This window comes from Nocardioides rubriscoriae (assembly GCF_008087085.1).
Classification (GTDB): domain Bacteria; phylum Actinomycetota; class Actinomycetes; order Propionibacteriales; family Nocardioidaceae; genus Nocardioides; species Nocardioides rubriscoriae.
Genome location: NZ_VIYJ01000001.1, coordinates 300,508 through 316,715, shown reverse-complemented (window position 1 = coordinate 316,715; position 16,208 = coordinate 300,508). Strand labels below are relative to the sequence as shown.

Below are 16,208 nucleotides of genomic sequence, written 5' to 3'. Positions count from 1 at the left end.
GGGGTGCCCACCCGTGTGGACGAAAGGGGGCTGCGCTGCGCTTGGTCTGGTGCTGCGGGGGTCTCGATGCTCGGCCGCGGGCGGCCTCGCACCTCGACCGGCGTCGTTGGGTGGTCAGACGGGGACGGAGCCGATGGCGACGCGGGCGTCGCCGGTGAGCTCGACCGGGCCGTCGGCGTGGGTGACGAAGACCGACTGGCCGCGGGTGGCGGTGACCGGGGGCGTCGAGGCGTCGCGCAGGGCGACGGTGACGCTGCCCTCGAGGACCAGGATCGTGCGCGGGCCCGTGGGGGGGACGCGGCGCAGGGGGGTGCGGCCGACGGTCAGGCTGAACTCGGTGACCGGTGGCTCGAGGCGGCAGAAGTCGCGGGTGCGCTCGGCGGGGTCCCAGCGCGGTGGGGCGATCGGGGCGAAGCTGGTGATGCGCAGCAGCTCGGGGACGTCCATGTGCTTGGGGGTCAGACCCGCGCGCAGCACGTTGTCGGACGACGCCATGATCTCCACGCCCAGCCCCTCGAGATAGGCGTGCACCACCCCGGCGTTGACGAACATCGCCTCGCCCGGGGCGAGCACCACGTTGTTGAGCAGCAGGGTGACCAGCACCCCCGGGTCGCGGGGGTAGGCGGTGACCAGCTCGCCGACCCGGGTGAAGGTGCGCGCGGCCTCGGGCAGCAGCGCGGCCGGGCCCCGGCGATGCGTGGGGTGCTTGCCCTGCTCGCGGGCGGCGCGGGCGCCGGCGTGGCGGGCGGCGTCGCCGACGTCGCGCAGCAGCCGCGACAGCGGGCGCCCCTCGAGCGCGAGGGTCTCGGTGACGACGGCGCGCAGCGCCTCGGGGGCCGGGCCCTGCTCGAGCCGGTCGGCGACCCTGTCGGCCCACCCCACCTTGAGCAGGCGCAGCATCGCCGCCGAGGTCGCCACGTCGCGGAAGCCGGCCAGGCCCTCGAAGCGGCTCAGGGCGAAGACGAGCTCGGGCTTGTGCCAGCGGTCCTTGTAGTTGCGGTGCCCGGCGTCGACGGGGATGCCCTCGCCGTCCTCGTGGCGGTGACCCAGGCGGGCGCGCTCGCTGCTGGGGTGCACCTGCAGCGACAGCGGCTGGTCGACCGCGAGCACCTTCATCAGGTAGGGCAGCCGCTCGCCGAAGGCGTCGCGGACCCGGCTGCCGAGCACCGGGTCGGGCTCGGCGGCGATGACGTCGTTGAGCCGGCGCCCGTCGGGCAGCGCGGACGGGTCGCCGTCGTGGGCACCGATCCACAGCTCGGCCTCGGGGCGTCCGCTCGGCACGCGCTGCAGGAAGCGGGCCAGCTGGTCGCGCGACCCCCACGCGTAGTCACGCACGGGGTTGTCCATCACGAACACGAGGTCAGCCCGGCGGGCCGGTCTCGGCGCCGGTGGCGGTGCCGGTGCCGGTGCGGTCGCCGTACGACGTGCCCTCGAGCTCGGCGACGTAGGGGGCGCCGAACATCGGCAGGCCCTGCTCACGTCGCAGGACCCCCCAGATCAACGGGACCAGCACGACCATGGCCACGCCGACCCCGCCGATGAGGAAGGGGTGGGTCTCGTCCTTGCCGAGCGGCGCCCAGCCGGCCTTGTCGAGGAGCGCGACGCCCGACATGGTGAGCACGACCACGATGCCGCGGCGGATGAACGACTGCGGCACCCGCGGCGCCAGCCGGCTGCCGAGGATGGTGCCGGGGACCGACCCGATGACCAGCGGCACCAGCAGGGCCCAGTCGAGACCGTGGAGGGCGACGTTGGAGATCGCGGCGGCGAGCACCAGCGGGACGGCCTGCACCAGGTCGGTGCCGACGAGCTTGACCGCCGACAGGCCGGGATAGAGCATCAGCAGCGCCACCATGATGACCGAGCCGGAGCCGACGCTGGTGACGCCGACGAGCAGGCCGCCGAGCGCGCCGACGAGCAGGGTGACGAGCGGGCGGATGTGGGGGTCCTCGTCGCCGAGGAAGCCACCGTTGCGCACGCGGCGCAGGTTGATGTAAAGGCGCAGCGCGTAGGTCGAGGCCGCCAGGAGCAGCGCGAAGCCGATCGACATCTTGAGCACGAAGTCGAGCTGCTCGGGGTCGTCGGTGAGCGCCTTGACGACGTAGGGGCCGGCCAGCGCGAACGGCACCGACCCGAGGATCAGCCACTTGGCCAGGGTGAGGTTGGGCGAGCCCTCGCGGGCGTGCACGACCGCGCCACCGGTCTTGTAGATCGCGGCCGCGGTCAGGTCGGCGGCCACCACCGTCGCGGCCTCGCCGGCCCCGGCGCCGAGGAAGAGCAGCGCCGGGGTCATCAGCGCACCACCGCCCATGCCGGTCAGGCCCACGACGATGCCGACGAGGAAGCCGGCGGCCAGGATGGACAGGAAGTCGCCGGTCAGGAAGTCGAGCACGTCTCAGACCCTCTCAGAGTGGGGGGCGTGGGGCTGGGACGTCGAGAGCCTGGCCACCACCACGTCGAGCAGGTCGTCGACGTGCCGGGCGCACGCCTCGGCGGCCTCGTCACCACGGCCGTAGGGGTCGCTGACGTCGAGGAACGTCGCGGCGGTGCCGCGGCGCTCGCCCAGCGTGGCGAGCAGCTCGGCGCGGTCGAGGCCCTCGGGCAGCTGCTTGAGGGCCTCGGCGAGCTGGCCCAGGGTGAAGGTCTTGCGGAAGGCGCCGGGCACGTCCTCGAGCACGAACGTGCGGTGCGAGGCCTCGGCGGTCACGACCAGGTCGGCCTCCTCGACCATGGCCCGGGTCAGGGGGCGGCTGCGGAAGCTGAGGACGTCGCCGGCGGCCGACGGGGCGTGGCGGGCCAGCGCCGCGGCCATCGGGGGGTTCATCGGCTGGTCCTGGCGGCCGTGGGTGCCGGCGCTGGTGAAGACCAGGTCGCTGGCGTCGGCGCGGGTGCGGGCGGCGAGCTCCATGTAGGGGGAGCGGCAGATGTTGGCGGTGCAGACGAAGAGGACCTGGAGGGGGTCGTGCTCGGGCTGTGGGGTGGGTGGTCTCGTGACGGTTGCTAGCGCAACCTCCTCGACCACCGTGGGGTTGGGTTGTGCGTCGGTGCGGAGGTCGAGGTAGCCCTCCTCGGCCAGGACGTCGAGCACGTCGCCCAGGGCGTCATCGATGGTGCGGCCGGTGGTGTCGACGCGCACGTCGGCGTCGTCGGGCTCCTCGTAGGGCGACGAGATGCCGGTGAACTCGGGGATCTCGCCGCGGCGGGCCTTGGCGTAGAGGCCCTTGCGGTCACGGCGCTCGCACTCCTCGAGCGGGGTCGCGACGTGGACGAGGAAGAACGCGCCCCCGGCCTCCTCGACCATCGCCCGCACCTGCTGGCGGGTCTCGTCAAAGGGGGCGATGGGGCTGACCACCGCGACCCCGCCGTGGCGGGCGATCTCGGCGGCCACCCAGCCGATGCGGCGGATGTTGGTCTCGCGGTCGGCCTTGGAGAAGGTCAGGCCCGCGCTGAGGTGGCGGCGTACGACGTCGCCGTCGAGGGAGGTGACCGTGCGGGTGCCCTGCTCGAGGAGCCGGTCCATCAGCGCCCGGGCCAGGGTCGACTTGCCGCTGCCGGACAGGCCGGTGAAGAACAGCACCAGGCCCACGCGGTCGGCGGGGGGCTGGTCGGCGTCGACGATGTCGGCGAGCTCGGGCAGCGGGTCGCCGTCGTCGTCACCCGCGTCGGCGGCCAGCCCGACGACCGGGTCGCCGGCGGCGTAGGTCGACACGACCTGGACGCCGAGCGCGTGGTCGACCTCGGCGTCACCGCGGGCGGCCAGCGGTACGGCGACCACGGCCGCCCCGAGGGCGTCGGCCACGCGCAGGGTGGCGCGCAGCAGCGCGACCGGCGACAGCTCCGGGGTGCCGTGCCCGACCAGGGCGAGCAGCACCGCGCGGGAGCCCAGCGCCTGCAGCTGGGCGAGCTGGGCGGCGGTGACCGGGCCGGTGACCGGGACGAACGTGCGCCCGGCATAGGCCTCGCGGACCTGGTCGGGGGAGAGGTAGAGGTGGCGGAACGGGCCGTGCTGGGCGGTCGTGAGCGCCTCGACCCGGCGGCTGCCGTCGGCCTGAAGGTGCGCCAGCGCGAGCGGCAGGCCCTCGGGGTCGACCAGCTCGACGGTCCCGGCGTCGGCCAGCTCCGGGGGCAGGGTCAGCGTGACCGGCGAGCCCGGCACGTCGTACGACGCCAGCGGCGCGAGCGCCCCGGACACGAGCAGCTCGAGGTCGTCGAGCTCGCGCGGGGTGGGGCAGTGCTGCGGTACGGAGGGGCTCGACACGGGTGTCATCCTGCCAAACTCGCGTCGATAACCTGACTTCATGGGCCAACCCGAGATCGTCGCCGAGATCGTCCGCTCCGGATTCGTGGAGGGACACCACTACGGCTCCGTCGTCGCCCTGACCGCCGACGGGTCCGTCGACTGGTCGGTCGGCGCGGTCGACGTCGCGATGCTGGCGCGCTCGTGCAACAAGCCGCTGCAGGCGCTCGGCATGGTCCGGCTCGGCCTCGACCTGCCCGACGACCTGCTGGCGCTGGCGTGCGCGTCGCACTCGGGGGAGGACTTCCACCTCGACGGCGTACGCCGCATCCTCGCCTCGGCCGGTCTCACCGAGGCCGCCCTGCAGACCCCGCCCGACTGGCCGCTCGACGACGTCGCCCGCGAGGCCGCGATCCGCGACGGGCGGGCCAAGGACCCGATCTCGATGAACTGCTCGGGCAAGCACGCCGCGATGCTCGCCACCTGCGTGCTGCGCGGCTGGGACACCGCGACCTACCGCGAGGCCGACCACCCGCTGCAGGTCGCGATCGCCGCGACCTTCGCCGAGGTCACCGGCGAGCCGGTGGAGGCCGTGGCCGTCGACGGGTGCGGGGCGCCGTTGCTCCCGACGTCGCTGACCGGCCTGGCGCGGGCCTTCCGCGCGCTGGCCGTCGCCACGCAGGGCGAGGAGAAGCGGGTGGCCGACGCGATCCGCGCGTTCCCGGCGTACGTCTCCGGCACGCGGCGCGACGAGCTCGCCCTGCTCACGGCCCTGCCCGGGGCGATCGGCAAGGCGGGGGCGGAGTCCTGCTACGCCGTCGCGCTGCCCGACGGTCGCGCGTGGGCCCTCAAGACCGACGACGGCGCGCCGCGGGTGCGCCCGGTGCTGATGGCGGCCGCGCTGCGCCGCTCGGGGGTGCACGACGAGGCCGTCGACGCGACCGGGCGGCTGCCGCTGCTCGGCGGCGGGGCACCGGTGGGGGAGATCCGCGCGGTGATCTGACCGGTGACCCGGGCCGACCTCGGCTCAGGCCTCGCCCGGCTCGGGCCCCGCCTCCGGCTCGGAGGCGTCGTGGCGGCGCGCGAGTCGGCGCAGCACCGGGGCGACCAGGGCCATGGTCGCCGGGACGCCCGAGACGACCTCGAGGGTGTCGTAGCCGCCGTTGGCCCAGCGGCGCTTGTAGGCGTCGTCGCCCAGCAGCAGGTCGACCGACCGCACCCCGTGGCGGGCGGCCCAGTCGAGGCCGGCCCGTTGCAGGAGGTGGCCGGGGGAGTAGGTCGAGGCCCACGGGGCGTAGCGGCCGACCCAGGCGTAGAGCCGGTCGTCGCAGCGGAAGAGCAGGTCGAAGCAGACCGGGCGCTCGTCGAGGTAACCGACGTGCACGACCACGCCCCCCGAGGCCACCCCCGACCGCAGCAGGTCGAGGGTGAAGGGCTCCCACTCCCCGCGCAGGAAGTGCAGCCGGTCGCGGCCCTCCTCGGCCTCGTCGTAGACCGCGCGCACGTCGGGCAGCAGCCGGTCGAGGTTCGCAACGTCGGTGGCGGTCTCGACGTGGAGCTCGAGCCCCGCCTCGGCGACGCGCTGCGCCGCGACCCGCAACGTTCGCCGGATGCGCCGGCGGCCCGACCCGGCCAGCACGTCGGTGGCCGGGTCCAGGACGACCACCGGGCACCGGTTGCGCGGCACGCACGACGTGGTGCGGGTGGTGTCGTGCACGAGGGCCTCGAGCCCGCCGGCGCCCTCGCGGGTCTCGGTCAGCTGCAGCACCAGGCCCGGCGAGCGCAGCGCCGCCCACATCGACGCGGCGGCCTCGGGGTGCTGCGGCGACACCAGGGCCTCGGCGACGGTCCCGAGGCCGTGCCCGAGCCAGCGGCCCACGCGCAGCGGCCCGACCCGGCGGGAGTGCAGCGGCGCGAGCGCGACCAGGGCGCCGTCCTCGTCGTGGACCACGCAGACCAGCAGCCGGCCGTGCCCGGCGTGGCGCCACCAGGTCAGGGCGTAGCCCGGTCGCGAGAACGGCCCGGCCCGGCACGCGTCGGCCAGCGCCTCCCACGCGGGCGCCAGCGCCTCGACCTCCGCGAGCGAGGTGACGACGCGTGCCTGCATCCGCGATGCTCCGCGAGCACGTGACCGCGTCCTGCGCACTGGTCCTCCTCGACCCGACCGCCAGGCGCGGCCCTGTTGTGAGCGGGCCATCATGCCAACGCCGTCCGCAGATCGTGGCACCGATGCCCCCGGGGCCTCCGCCGACGGCCTGTCCGACGACCGTCCGAGAGGTGATCCGGGTGCTCCCGGGAGGTCGCGCAGACGAAACCCGGGGTCGTCGACCCCTTTCGCTGATGCAAAATTCGGCAATTCTTGAGACGTGACGCAGACCTCAACGCCTTGTGGCGAAGGCGTTGTCCTTCTGTGGACGAGTTGTTCGGGGCGCTCCGACAGCCTTGTCATGTCCACGGGGGACAACCCGCTAGCGGCGGGAGATGACAGAGGTGTGTTGTGTCGGTATCCGAGCTTTCCCTCCCCACAGAGCTCTCGGTGCTCGCTCAGGATCGTCCGCTCGAGGTCGTCGCGACCCGGCCCCGCACGTGGCCGACGGTCCGGCCCTTCCTCATCGCCGGTGACGTCGCCGCCGTCGTGGTCGCGCTGCTGGCGACCCGCACGGTGACCTCCCTCGGTGGTCTGCCGGTCGCCGTGGTCGCCGCCGTCGCCGTGCTCGCCGTCGTCGGCGGGCTGGGCGCTCACCGCTCGCGGCTGACGCTCTCGGTGCTCGACGACGTCCCCGCCCTCGCCGCCGCCGGCCTCACCAGCGCCTTCGTCGGCTCGCAGCTCGCCGGTGGCTCGATGCTCCGGCTCCTGGTCGTGGTCGTCGCGCTCCTGGTGGTCGTGCGTGCCGCGCTGTACGCCGTGGTCCGCTCGGCCCGCCGCCGTGGCGTCGTGACCCACCGGGCGCTCGTGCTCGGTGCCGGTGAGATCGGCCAGCAGCTGGCCCGCGCCGCCCTGGCCCGCCCCGAGCACGGCATCGTGCCGGTCGGCTTCCTCGACGACGACGCCCCCCGCGACCCCGCCGGCCTGCCGGTGCCCCACCTCGGCGGCTACGGCGACCTGGCCGCGCTCGTCGAGCGCGAGGGCGTCAGCGAGATCATCGTGGCCTGGGGCCGCACCCACGACTCCGCCCTCATCGACACCGTGCGCGAGTGCGACCGCCTCGACTGCGAGATCTTCGCGGTCCCGCGCTTCTTCGAGCTGCAGCACCGCAGCCGCGACATGGACGAGCTGTGGGGCATCCCGCTCATGCGCTTTCGCCGTGCGACCTGGCGCAGCGGCTCGTGGCAGGCCAAGCGGGCCTTCGACATCTTCGCCTCCGGCCTGGCGCTGCTGCTGCTCGCGCCCCTGCTGCTGCTGGTCGCGCTCGCCGTCCGCATCGAGCTCGGCGCCGGCATCATCTTCCGCCAGACCCGCGTCGGCGTCGACGGCGTACCCTTCACCCTGATGAAGTTCCGCTCCCTCCGTCTCCCCGAAGGCCCCGGCTCCTCGCCGGTGTGGTCGATCAACGGTGACGCGCGCCTCGGGCCGGTCGGCCGCTTCATCCGCTCGACCTCGATCGACGAGCTGCCCCAGCTGATCAACATCCTGCGCGGCGAGATGAGCATCGTCGGGCCGCGCCCCGAGCGCCAGGTCTTCGTCGACCAGTTCTCCCGCGACATCCCGCGCTACCACGACCGCCACCGCATCCCCGCCGGCCTGACCGGCTGGGCCCAGGTCAACGGCCTGCGCGGCGACACCTCGATCGCCGAGCGCTCGACCTTCGACAACAACTACATCCAGAACTGGTCCCTCTGGCTCGACCTCAAGATCATCGCCCGCACCGTCGGGACCGTGGTGTTCCGACGGGGGTCATGACGCTGCTGCTGGCCCTGCCACTGCTCGTCGTGGCCGGCCACCTGGGCGTCGCCCTCGTCCAGCGACCCCAGCGTGGCCTGCTCGCCCTGGCTGCCCTGCTGCCCTTCGACGGCCTGCTCCAGGTCGTCCCGGGCGGCGAGAGCGTCGGACCGTGGAAGGAGGCGCTGGTCCTCGCGACCGTGCTGGCGATGCTGGTCTCCCCGGCCTCCGCGCGGCGCCAGGAGCCTGTCGGCGTTCCGCCGTGGCTGCCCCCGACGATCGCGTTCGTGGCGCTCGGTGCGGTCTCCGCGCTGGTCACCGGCGGGATCGTCGGTGTCTGGGGCTTCAAGATCGGCTTCTTCTACGTCCTCGTGCCGCTGGTGCTCTGGATCTGCCCGTTCGACGGGCGCGACCGCGACCACCTGGTCACCATCCTGATGGCCACCGGGTTCGCCACCGCGGTCTTCGGCCTGGCCCAGCAGGTGCTCGGCCCCGAGTGGCTCGCCGCCGCTGGCTGGGAGTACAACACCGCGATCCGCTTCTCCGGCGGGCTGCTGCGCTCGTTCTCCACCTTCACCCAGCCGTTCTCCTTCGGGCTGTTCGTCACGATGACGCTGCTGGTGTGCCTGCCCGTGGCGATGGCCGACCACCGCCGTCCGCGCAACCTCGTCTTCCTGCTGCTCAGCCCCGTCCTGGTGATCGGCATGGCCACCTCGGTGGTGCGTGGGGCCTCGCTGGGCCTGGCCGCCGGGCTGCTGGTGCTGATGGTGTGGCGCTTCCGCGGGCTGTTCCACGCCGGCGTGATCGCCTCCCTCGGCTTCCTGTTCGTCCCCGCGACCGTCGTCACCGCCTACTTCTCCTCCAGCAGCCTGGGCGAGCGCACCACCGGCTGGTCGACGATCATCGACAAGGTGACCGACGCCCCCCTCGGCAACGGCATCGGACGCACCGGCGCCGCCGCCGAGAAGGCGCTCGAGGTCGGCGCCGACCCCAGCCAGGTCATCACGCTCGACGGCCCCGGCGGGCGTGCCCTCTACCTGCCCGACAACCAGTACGTGAAGACTGTGCTCGACCTCGGCCCGATCGGGCTGTGGCTGCTGGTCCTCGTGGGCGCCGCCGTCGTCGCCCACGCCGTCTCGGTCTCGCGCCGTACGACCGGGTCCGACCGGGCTCTGGCCCAGGGCATCGCCGCCTCGGTGGTCGGGGCTGCGGCGGCCTCCACCGTCTCCACCTATCTTGAGATCTTCCCGCTCGACTTCTACTTCTGGTTACTCGTTGGAGTGCTCACATGCTCGAAGGTCGCGTCACGCTCAACGCCCTCGCCCTCCGCCCCGGAGGCAGCGGCGTCCAGACCTACATCCGTGAGCTCCTCCGTGCCCTGACCCCCCTCACCGACGCCTCGTTCGTCGCCCACGTGCAGTCCGACGCCGTCGGCGAGCTGCCCGCCGGCGTGCAGGCCGTGGCGCACCCGGTCCTCGACGGCGCGCGACGCGCGGCCGCGGGCATGACGATGCGCCCCGGTCCCGGCCTGGTGCACGGCCTCGACGTCGACCTGCCCCTGCGCCGCCACGACGGCCCGGTCGTCACCACGGTCCACGACCTGTCGGTCTTCGACGTGCCGTGGGCCCACAGCCGGGTCCGCGCGCGCGGTGAGCAGGCGTTGGTGGCTCGCGCGATCAAGCGGGCCGACGCCGTCATCTCGGTCAGCAACTTCACCGCCGAGCGGGTCGCGACCCTCTTCGGCCGCAGCAGCACGGTGACCCCGCTGGCCGCCGGCCCCGACATGGCGCCCCCGACGGCCGAGGAGGTCGAGCGGGTCCGGGCGCGCTACCGGGTGCCCGAGCGCAGCGCTCTCTACCTCGGCACCGTCGAGCCCCGCAAGCGGGTCGGCATGCTGGCCGCGGCCTGCGAGCGGGCCGGCGTCGACCTGCTCGTCGGGGGCGCCGTCGCCCCGGGCCAGCAGGTCCCCGCGACCGCCCGCCACCTCGGCTACGTCGCCGCCGACGACCTCCCGGCGCTCTACGCCGCCGTCGACGTGGTCGCCTACCCGTCCACCTACGAGGGCTTCGGGCTGCCACCGCTGGAGGCCATGGCCTGCGGGGCGGCCGTCATCGCGACGCGGGTGGGTGCGCTGCCCGACATCGTCGGCTCCGGCGCCGAGCTGGTCCGCCCCGACGACGAGGACCTCCTCGCCGACGCGCTGCGCCACGTCGTCGGCGACCGCGAGCACAACGCGGCCCTGCGCGAGGCCGCCGTCCGCTCGGCCGCCCGGCTGCGCTGGAGCGACACCGCCGCCGCCACCCTCGCCGTCTACCGGGGGCTCGGCGTCCCGTGCTGACCCGCCGACGGCCCGCTCGAGGGGCCACCGACTCCAGCGACTCCGACGGGTCGTCGAGCCTGTTGGCCAACACCAGCTGGCTGCTGGCCAGCCGCCTCGGCATGGCCGTCCTCGGCTGGGGCGGCACCGTGCTCATCGCCCGGTCGCTCTCGCTGCACCAGTTCGGCCGCTTCACCCTCATCTTCACGCTCCTGGGGCTGATGTCGGTCGTCACCGACATGGGCATCGGCCGGATCGCGGTGCGCGGCATGCTCGGCGACGCCGAGCACGACCCGAGCCACTTCGCCAGTGCCTACATCACCCTGCGCACGGTCCTGGGGCTGGTGGGCTACACCCTGGTGCTGCTGATCGGGCTGCTGCTCGGCTTCTCCGGCGGCATGCTCGCCGCGACCGCCGTCGCCGGCATCGTGATCGTCCTGGCCACCCCGTCGGCCGCCCTCGACGTGGTCTTCCAGTCCCGCCTGACCCTCGGCACCGTCAGCGTCGCCGGGGTCGTCGGCCTCACCGCGCAGTTCGCGCTGACCGCGGCCCTCGCGGCCGCCGGCGGCACGCTGCTGCTCTTCGTCATCCCCGCCGTGCTCTGCGAGGTCGTCATCCTCGCCTGGAAGATCCCGCGCGCCCACCGGCTGGTGCCGCTGCGCTTCTCGGTCGACCGCGCCATCTGGACGCAGCTGCTGCGCGAGGCCGTGCCGCTCACCCTCGGCTACGGCCTGGCCACCATCTACTACCGCGTCGACGCGGTGATGCTGTCGCGACTCGACACCTTCGAGTCCGTCGGCATCTACGGCGTCTCCTACAAGTTCGTCGACATCCTGCACTTCGCCGCGACCGCGGTCACCGTGCCCCTGCTGACTGTGCTGGTGCGGTCGTGGCCCGGCGACATGCCGGCCTTCCGCGACGCCGTACGCCGCAGCGCCATGCTCGTCGGCCTGATCGGCGGGTTCGCCTCGGTCGGCCTGGTCGGCTTCCCCGGCCCCATCACCACGCTGCTCTACGGCAAGGACTACGCCGTGGGCCAGCACGCCACCCAGGTGCTCATCGTCGCGCAGGTGCTGACGCTGTTCTCCTCGCTGGCGCTGACCTGCCTGGTGTCGGTCGAGCGCCACCGCATCTACCCCCTCGTGATGCTCGTCGGGCTCGTGCTCAACATCAGCGCCAACCTCGTGCTCATCCCGCGGCTGTCCTACGAGGGGGCCGCGGTCGCCACGCTCGGCTCCGAGGTCGTGGTGCTCGCCCTGCTGCTGGTGCTGCTGTCGCGCGTCACCGAGATGTGGCCGCTCGACCTGCGCCGCCTGGTCGTCGTACCGCTCGCGCTGGGCCTGGCCCTGGCCGCCGGCTGGTCCGTCGACCTCGTCGTGCCCTGGGTGCTGGCCGCCACGGTCGCGACGCTCGTCTACCTGGCCGTGGCGCTGCTCGGCGGTGCGGTCGCGGGCGCCGGCATCCCCGTCCCCGCGCGCCTGGGCGGCCCCCGACGCGACCCGGCCGAGGCAGCGGTCGACACAGCGGTTGACACTGCGGTCGAGGTGGACCCGGGAGCGGCGACCGCACCCGACCCGGCCAAGGACACCACCTCGTGACCCGCCTGGTCGCCCTCACCAGTACCGGGCAGGTCTCCGGGGCCGAGCGCGTGCTGCTGCGCACCTTGGCCGCAGCCGTCGCCGCCGGCTGGGACGTCGAGTGCCTGGCCCCCGCGGGTCCGCTGGAGGCCCAGGTCGCCGCGACCGGGGCGCGCCACCGCGAGATCCCCGAGCTCGGGCTCGCCGGCCGCTCGCCGGTGGCCGTGCTGCGCACCCTGGTCCGCTGGCTGCGGACGGCCTGGCTGCTGCGGCGTACGGCGCGCGGCGCCGACGTCGTGCTGGTCAACTCGCTGCTCGCGCTGCCGGCGCTGCGCCTGGCCGGCCGCACCCCGCCCGCGGCGTGGCTGGCCCATGACGTGGTCGTCGCGCCCGGCCGGCTCCGCCTCTACCGCCTGTGCCGCTCGGCCCTCACCACGGTGGTGGGGGTCTCCGCCGCCGTCGTCGACCGTCTGCGCGACGGCGATCACGGCGACCGTGGCGACCGTGGCCCGGCGCTGACCGTCGTCCACAACGGTGTCGTCCCGCCCGACCTGTCGACACCGCTGCCCGAGCCGGTGAGCCCGCCCGTCGTGGGCCTCAACGGGCTGCTGACCCCGTGGAAGGGCCAGCAGGTCCTGCTCGACGCCGCCTGGATGCTGCCGCCCGGGACCCGCGTCGAGCTCCTCGGGGGCCAGCTGCCCACCGACGCCGACTACGGCGACCGGGTGCGCGCCCGCCTCGACGGCACCCCGCTCGGAGAGCAGGTCACCGTGGTGGGCCACCTCGACGACCCGCTGGCCCGCATGCGCGGCTGGAGCGTCGCGGTCAGCGCCAGCACCGACCCCGAGGCGTGCCCGCTGGCCGTGCTCGAGGCGATGAGCCTCGGCATCCCCGTGGTCGCGACCGACCATGGCGGGGCCCCCGAGGTGCTCGCCGGCGCCGGGCTGCTGGTGCCGGCGGGCGACGCGCGCGCCCTCGCCGAGGCCGTCACCCGGCTGCTCGACGACCCCGACCTGCGCAACCGCTGCGCGGTCCGTGGTCGCGAACGCGTCGCGACAGGGCATGATCTGGCCCAGCAGACAGACCTGCTGCTCCACACGCTGCTCGGGATCGCCGGGCGCGACCACAGCGACGCTCGGGGGGGTGCGCGATGAAGGTGTTGTTCGTCAACGAGAACATCGGCGGCCACGCGAGCGTCCACGCCGCCCTGCGTCGTACGCTGCCGGCCCACCCCGAGGTCGAGCCCGAGTTCCTCGACGTCCCCGCGCCCCGGCTGATGCGCCGTGTCGTCGGGGGAGCGGTGCCCGGGCTCGGCTTGCTCGACCTCGACCTGCAGGCGCTGCGCGCCCAGCTCGCCCTGAGCCGGTGGGTACGCCGCCAGATCCGGGCCCGGCTCGGCACCTTCGACGTGCTCCACGTCTACACCGGCAACGCCGCCCTGCGCTCGGCCGACCTGCTGCGCGCCGTGCCCTCGGTCGTGTCGACCGACGCCACGACCGAGACCAACGCCTACCGGCTGCCCTACCGCGAGGCCACCCGCTTCACCCCGGCCGCGATCCGCGCGGCGCGACGCTTCGAGCAGCCCGTCTTCGATTCGGCGACCCTCGTGCTCGGCAACACCGAGTGGGTCGGTGCCTCGCTGCGCAAGACCTACGGCGTGGGCCCCGACCGGCTGCGCGTCTTCCCCTTCGGCATCGTCGCCCCCGACCTCGGGGACGGACCGGCCCCCGGTGCTGTGAGCGCCGACCCGCTGCCCCGCCTCGTCTTCGTGGGGCGCCAGCTCGAGCGCAAGGGCGCGCTGCGCCTGCACCGCCTGCACCAGGAGCACCTGGCCGACGTGTGCGAGCTCGTCCTGGTCACCACCGAGGAGGTCCCGCCGGGCCGCAACGTGCGCGCCGTGAGCGACGTGACGGTCGGCTCCGGCCGGCTGTGGGAGGAGCTGCGCGCCTCCGCGGTCTTCGTCTTCCCCAGCCCCATCGACCAGGCGCCCAACGCCGTCATCGAGGCCATGGCGGCCGGGCTGCCCGTCGTCGGCCTGCGCGTCGCGGCGATGCCCGAGACCGTGCCGCCCGACTGCGGCCTGCTCGTCGAGCCCGACGACGACCGGGCGCTGGTCGAGGCCGTCCGCACCCTCGTGCGCGACCCCGCGCTGCGCGCCCGCCTCGGCGCGGCCGCGCGCGCCCGCTTCCTGGCCCGGTACGAGGCGACGACCTCGACGCGACGCCTCGTCGAGACCCTCACCGAGGCCCGCGAGCGCTTCGCCGCGCGTTCGCCCCAAGACGTCCGGTGAGCGTCCTGGGTCGAGCAGCCGCGCCGCTCGGTGCGGCCGGCCGCCTGGCCACCGGCCGGGCCGCGCGCGGCGGGGCCGTCGTGCTCTGCTACCACGACGTGGTGGCCGACGACGCGGTCGCCGACGGCCTCGAGGTGACCGCCTCGGCGCTGCGCTCCCACCTGCGGACCGTGCGGTCGCTGGGGTTCCGCATCGTCGCGCTCGGCGAGATCAGCGAGCGTGTCACCCGTGGCGAGCCCGTCGACGGGCTGGCCGCGGTCGCCTTCGACGACGCCCTCGCGGGCGTCGCCCGCCACGCGATGCCGGTGCTGGTCGACCTCGAGGTGCCGGCGTCGCTGATGACCGTCAGCACCGGGTGGGGCCGGCGCCCGCCGTGGTGGCCGGGGGCGGCGCGCACCATGACGCGCGCCGAGCTCGTCGAGGCCGTGGCCCACGGCCTCGAGCTCGCCGCGCACACCCGCACCCACGCCTCGCTCGCCGACCTCGACGCGGCCCGGCTGGCCGACGAGGTCGGCGGCTGCCGCGCCGAGCTCGAGGACGTCACCGGGCACCGGATCACCCAGTTCGCCTACCCCTTCGGTCACCACGACCGGGCCGTGCGCGAGGCCGTCGAGGCCGCCGGGTTCACCGCGGCCTACACGTTCCTCAACGGCCGCATCACCCTGGGCGACGACCTCCTGCGGCTGCCGCGCCTGACGATGGGCGCCCACCACACGCGGGCCCGGCTCGCCTACCACCTCGGCCGCTCACCGGCCTCGTGGCCCGACCACCAGCTCGACCGGGTCGTGGCGTCGTCGTGACCGCCCAGGCTGCCGTGCCCCACGGCGCGACCGGCTCCCGACCGCCGCTGCGTGCCGCCGTGGTCGACGACCTCGACGCGGCCGGGGCCCTGGCCCCCGACTGGGAGGCCCTGGCCGACGAGCTCGGCGCCGGGGCCCTCGTGCGACCCGCCTACGCCCTGGCCTGGTGGCGTCACCTCGGGCCCGGGCGGCTGCGCGTCGTCACCGTCCACGACGGAGACCGCCTGGTGGCCCTGGCCCCGCTCCACGAGCGCCGGGTCGGCCCCGTGCGGGTGGTCCGCTGGCTCGGCCACGGGCTCGGCACCATCGCCGAGGCCCTGGTGCGCCCCGGTGACGACGCGGCGGCCGCGCTGCTGTGGGCCACCGCCGCCGGGCCCCGCGTGCTGCTCGACCTCGTCGAGAGCCGCGCCGCCAGCCCGGCCCTGCCCGCCCTGGTGGCGGCCGGCCGCACGACCGTCACCCCGCGCGACCACTGCCCCGTCATCGACCTCGGCGCCGACGGCCTGGCCCACCTCGCGCTGCCCGGCGCCAAGAACCTGCGCAAGCTGCTGCGCCGCGCCGACGCCGCGCTCGACGCCGCCGGCCTCGAGCACCGCGTCGAGGTCGCCGTCGACCCCGAGCGCCTCGAGGCGCTGCTGCCCGACCTGCGCACCGTCTTCGACGCCGCCGAGACCGCGCGCCCGCGCCAGCACCTGCTGCGCCCGCCGTACGACGGGTTCGTGCTCGACTACGTCCGCGGCGAGACCGCGGCCGGGCGCGGCGTCACGCTCGTCGGCTACGTCGGCGACCGGCCGGTGTCGTTCCTGCTCGCGATGGTCGTGGCGCAGGACGTGCCGACCCTGGCGCTGTGGATCAGCCGCTACGACCCGGCCTTCCAGGACTACAGCCCCGGACACCTCATGCTGCGCGAGACCTTCCGCTGGGCGCCCGTGCGGGGCATCGGCCGCATCGACCAGCTGCTCGGCATCTCGCAGACCAAGCGCCAATGGTCGACTGCCTCCTACGACACCGTCGACGTGCGCCACGGGGGCCGGCTGGCCCGGGCCCTGGTCGACGCGGCCACCGCCGCCGCCGAGGCCGTACGCCGCCGGCGCGGCGGGGAGTGAG

The 16,208-nt window shown here is 74.7% G+C and carries 13 protein-coding genes; 9 read left to right on the top strand and 4 right to left on the bottom strand.

All coding sequences use genetic code 11. The features are described 5' to 3' along the window. Nucleotides 1–114 precede the first annotated feature (114 nt). The 3 genes from manA to cysC are packed head-to-tail and all read right to left on the bottom strand — an operon-like array spanning nt 115 to nt 4,258. Nucleotides 115–1,347, bottom strand: a complete 1,233-nt coding sequence (gene manA / locus FZC61_RS01555; RefSeq protein ID WP_281289793.1) for a mannose-6-phosphate isomerase, class I — start codon at nt 1,345–1,347, stop codon at nt 115–117. Between the two features lie 13 nt (nt 1,348–1,360). Continuing rightward, a complete protein-coding gene (locus FZC61_RS01550) occupies nt 1,361–2,392 on the bottom strand; it encodes a sulfite exporter TauE/SafE family protein (RefSeq protein WP_148611780.1) in 1,032 nt (343 codons plus the stop codon). 3 nt (nt 2,393–2,395) lie between these two features. After that, the gene (gene cysC, locus FZC61_RS23875; protein ID WP_281289790.1) at nt 2,396–4,258 is read right to left on the bottom strand and encodes an adenylyl-sulfate kinase; all 1,863 of its coding nucleotides are present in this window, start codon (nt 4,256–4,258) and stop codon (nt 2,396–2,398) included. A gap of 40 nt (nt 4,259–4,298) precedes the next feature. On the opposite strand from cysC, the gene FZC61_RS01540 reads away from it, so the two are divergent. After that, nucleotides 4,299–5,240 (top strand): asparaginase, encoded by a 942-nt coding sequence (locus FZC61_RS01540; RefSeq protein ID WP_148611777.1) that lies wholly within the window; start codon nt 4,299–4,301, stop codon nt 5,238–5,240. A gap of 24 nt (nt 5,241–5,264) precedes the next feature. On the opposite strand, the gene FZC61_RS01535 is transcribed toward FZC61_RS01540, so the two are convergent. Then, entirely contained in the window at nt 5,265–6,344 is a 1,080-nt protein-coding gene (locus FZC61_RS01535; RefSeq protein ID WP_170285926.1) for a GNAT family N-acetyltransferase, read from the bottom strand. A 429-nt stretch (nt 6,345–6,773) separates the two neighbouring features. Here FZC61_RS01535 and FZC61_RS01530 point away from each other — a divergent pair, with 429 nt between their 5' ends. From FZC61_RS01530 to FZC61_RS01495, 8 genes are read left to right on the top strand one after another with little or no spacing between them, the layout of a single operon-like run. Continuing rightward, nucleotides 6,774–8,138, top strand: coding sequence for a sugar transferase (locus FZC61_RS01530; protein WP_170285925.1), 1,365 nt, complete (start codon nt 6,774–6,776; stop codon nt 8,136–8,138). Continuing rightward, on the top strand, nt 8,135–9,499 hold the full coding sequence (locus FZC61_RS01525) for an O-antigen ligase domain-containing protein (protein WP_148611771.1): 1,365 nt from the start codon (nt 8,135–8,137) through the stop codon (nt 9,497–9,499). The genes FZC61_RS01530 and FZC61_RS01525 overlap by 4 nt, the downstream gene beginning before the upstream one ends. After that, nucleotides 9,406–10,455, top strand: a complete 1,050-nt coding sequence (locus FZC61_RS01520) for a glycosyltransferase family 4 protein (protein WP_148611770.1) — start codon at nt 9,406–9,408, stop codon at nt 10,453–10,455. Before FZC61_RS01525 ends, FZC61_RS01520 begins: the two co-directional genes overlap by 94 nt. Further along, nucleotides 10,449–12,032 carry an oligosaccharide flippase family protein gene (locus FZC61_RS01515; protein WP_148611767.1) on the top strand — a complete coding sequence of 528 codons (1,584 nt, stop codon included), beginning with the start codon at nt 10,449–10,451 and terminating at the stop codon, nt 12,030–12,032. The genes FZC61_RS01520 and FZC61_RS01515 overlap by 7 nt, the downstream gene beginning before the upstream one ends. Beyond that, a complete protein-coding gene (locus FZC61_RS01510) occupies nt 12,029–13,165 on the top strand; it encodes a glycosyltransferase family 4 protein (protein WP_148611765.1) in 1,137 nt (378 codons plus the stop codon). The genes FZC61_RS01515 and FZC61_RS01510 overlap by 4 nt, the downstream gene beginning before the upstream one ends. Then, nucleotides 13,162–14,301, top strand: a complete 1,140-nt coding sequence (locus FZC61_RS01505; protein ID WP_148611763.1) for a glycosyltransferase family 4 protein — start codon at nt 13,162–13,164, stop codon at nt 14,299–14,301. Before FZC61_RS01510 ends, FZC61_RS01505 begins: the two co-directional genes overlap by 4 nt. After that, nucleotides 14,298–15,101, top strand: a complete 804-nt coding sequence (locus tag FZC61_RS01500) for a polysaccharide deacetylase family protein (protein WP_148611761.1) — start codon at nt 14,298–14,300, stop codon at nt 15,099–15,101. The genes FZC61_RS01505 and FZC61_RS01500 overlap by 4 nt, the downstream gene beginning before the upstream one ends. Then, a complete protein-coding gene (locus FZC61_RS01495; protein ID WP_148611759.1) occupies nt 15,098–16,207 on the top strand; it encodes a GNAT family N-acetyltransferase in 1,110 nt (369 codons plus the stop codon). Before FZC61_RS01500 ends, FZC61_RS01495 begins: the two co-directional genes overlap by 4 nt. Nucleotide 16,208: the final 1 nt, after the last annotated feature.

What these genes read in the sequence shown, in the direction of transcription:
- FZC61_RS01505 (WP_148611763.1), top strand. Translation starts at nt 13,162, where the DNA reads ATGAAGGTGTTGTTCGTCAACGAGAACATCGGCGGCCACGCGAGCGTC.
- manA (WP_281289793.1), bottom strand. Translation starts at nt 1,347, where the DNA reads ATGGACAACCCCGTGCGTGACTACGCGTGGGGGTCGCGCGACCAGCTG.
- FZC61_RS01540 (WP_148611777.1), top strand. Translation starts at nt 4,299, where the DNA reads ATGGGCCAACCCGAGATCGTCGCCGAGATCGTCCGCTCCGGATTCGTG.
- FZC61_RS01535 (WP_170285926.1), bottom strand. Translation starts at nt 6,344, where the DNA reads ATGCAGGCACGCGTCGTCACCTCGCTCGCGGAGGTCGAGGCGCTGGCG.
- FZC61_RS01525 (WP_148611771.1), top strand. Translation starts at nt 8,135, where the DNA reads ATGACGCTGCTGCTGGCCCTGCCACTGCTCGTCGTGGCCGGCCACCTG.
- FZC61_RS01520 (WP_148611770.1), top strand. Translation starts at nt 9,406, where the DNA reads ATGCTCGAAGGTCGCGTCACGCTCAACGCCCTCGCCCTCCGCCCCGGA.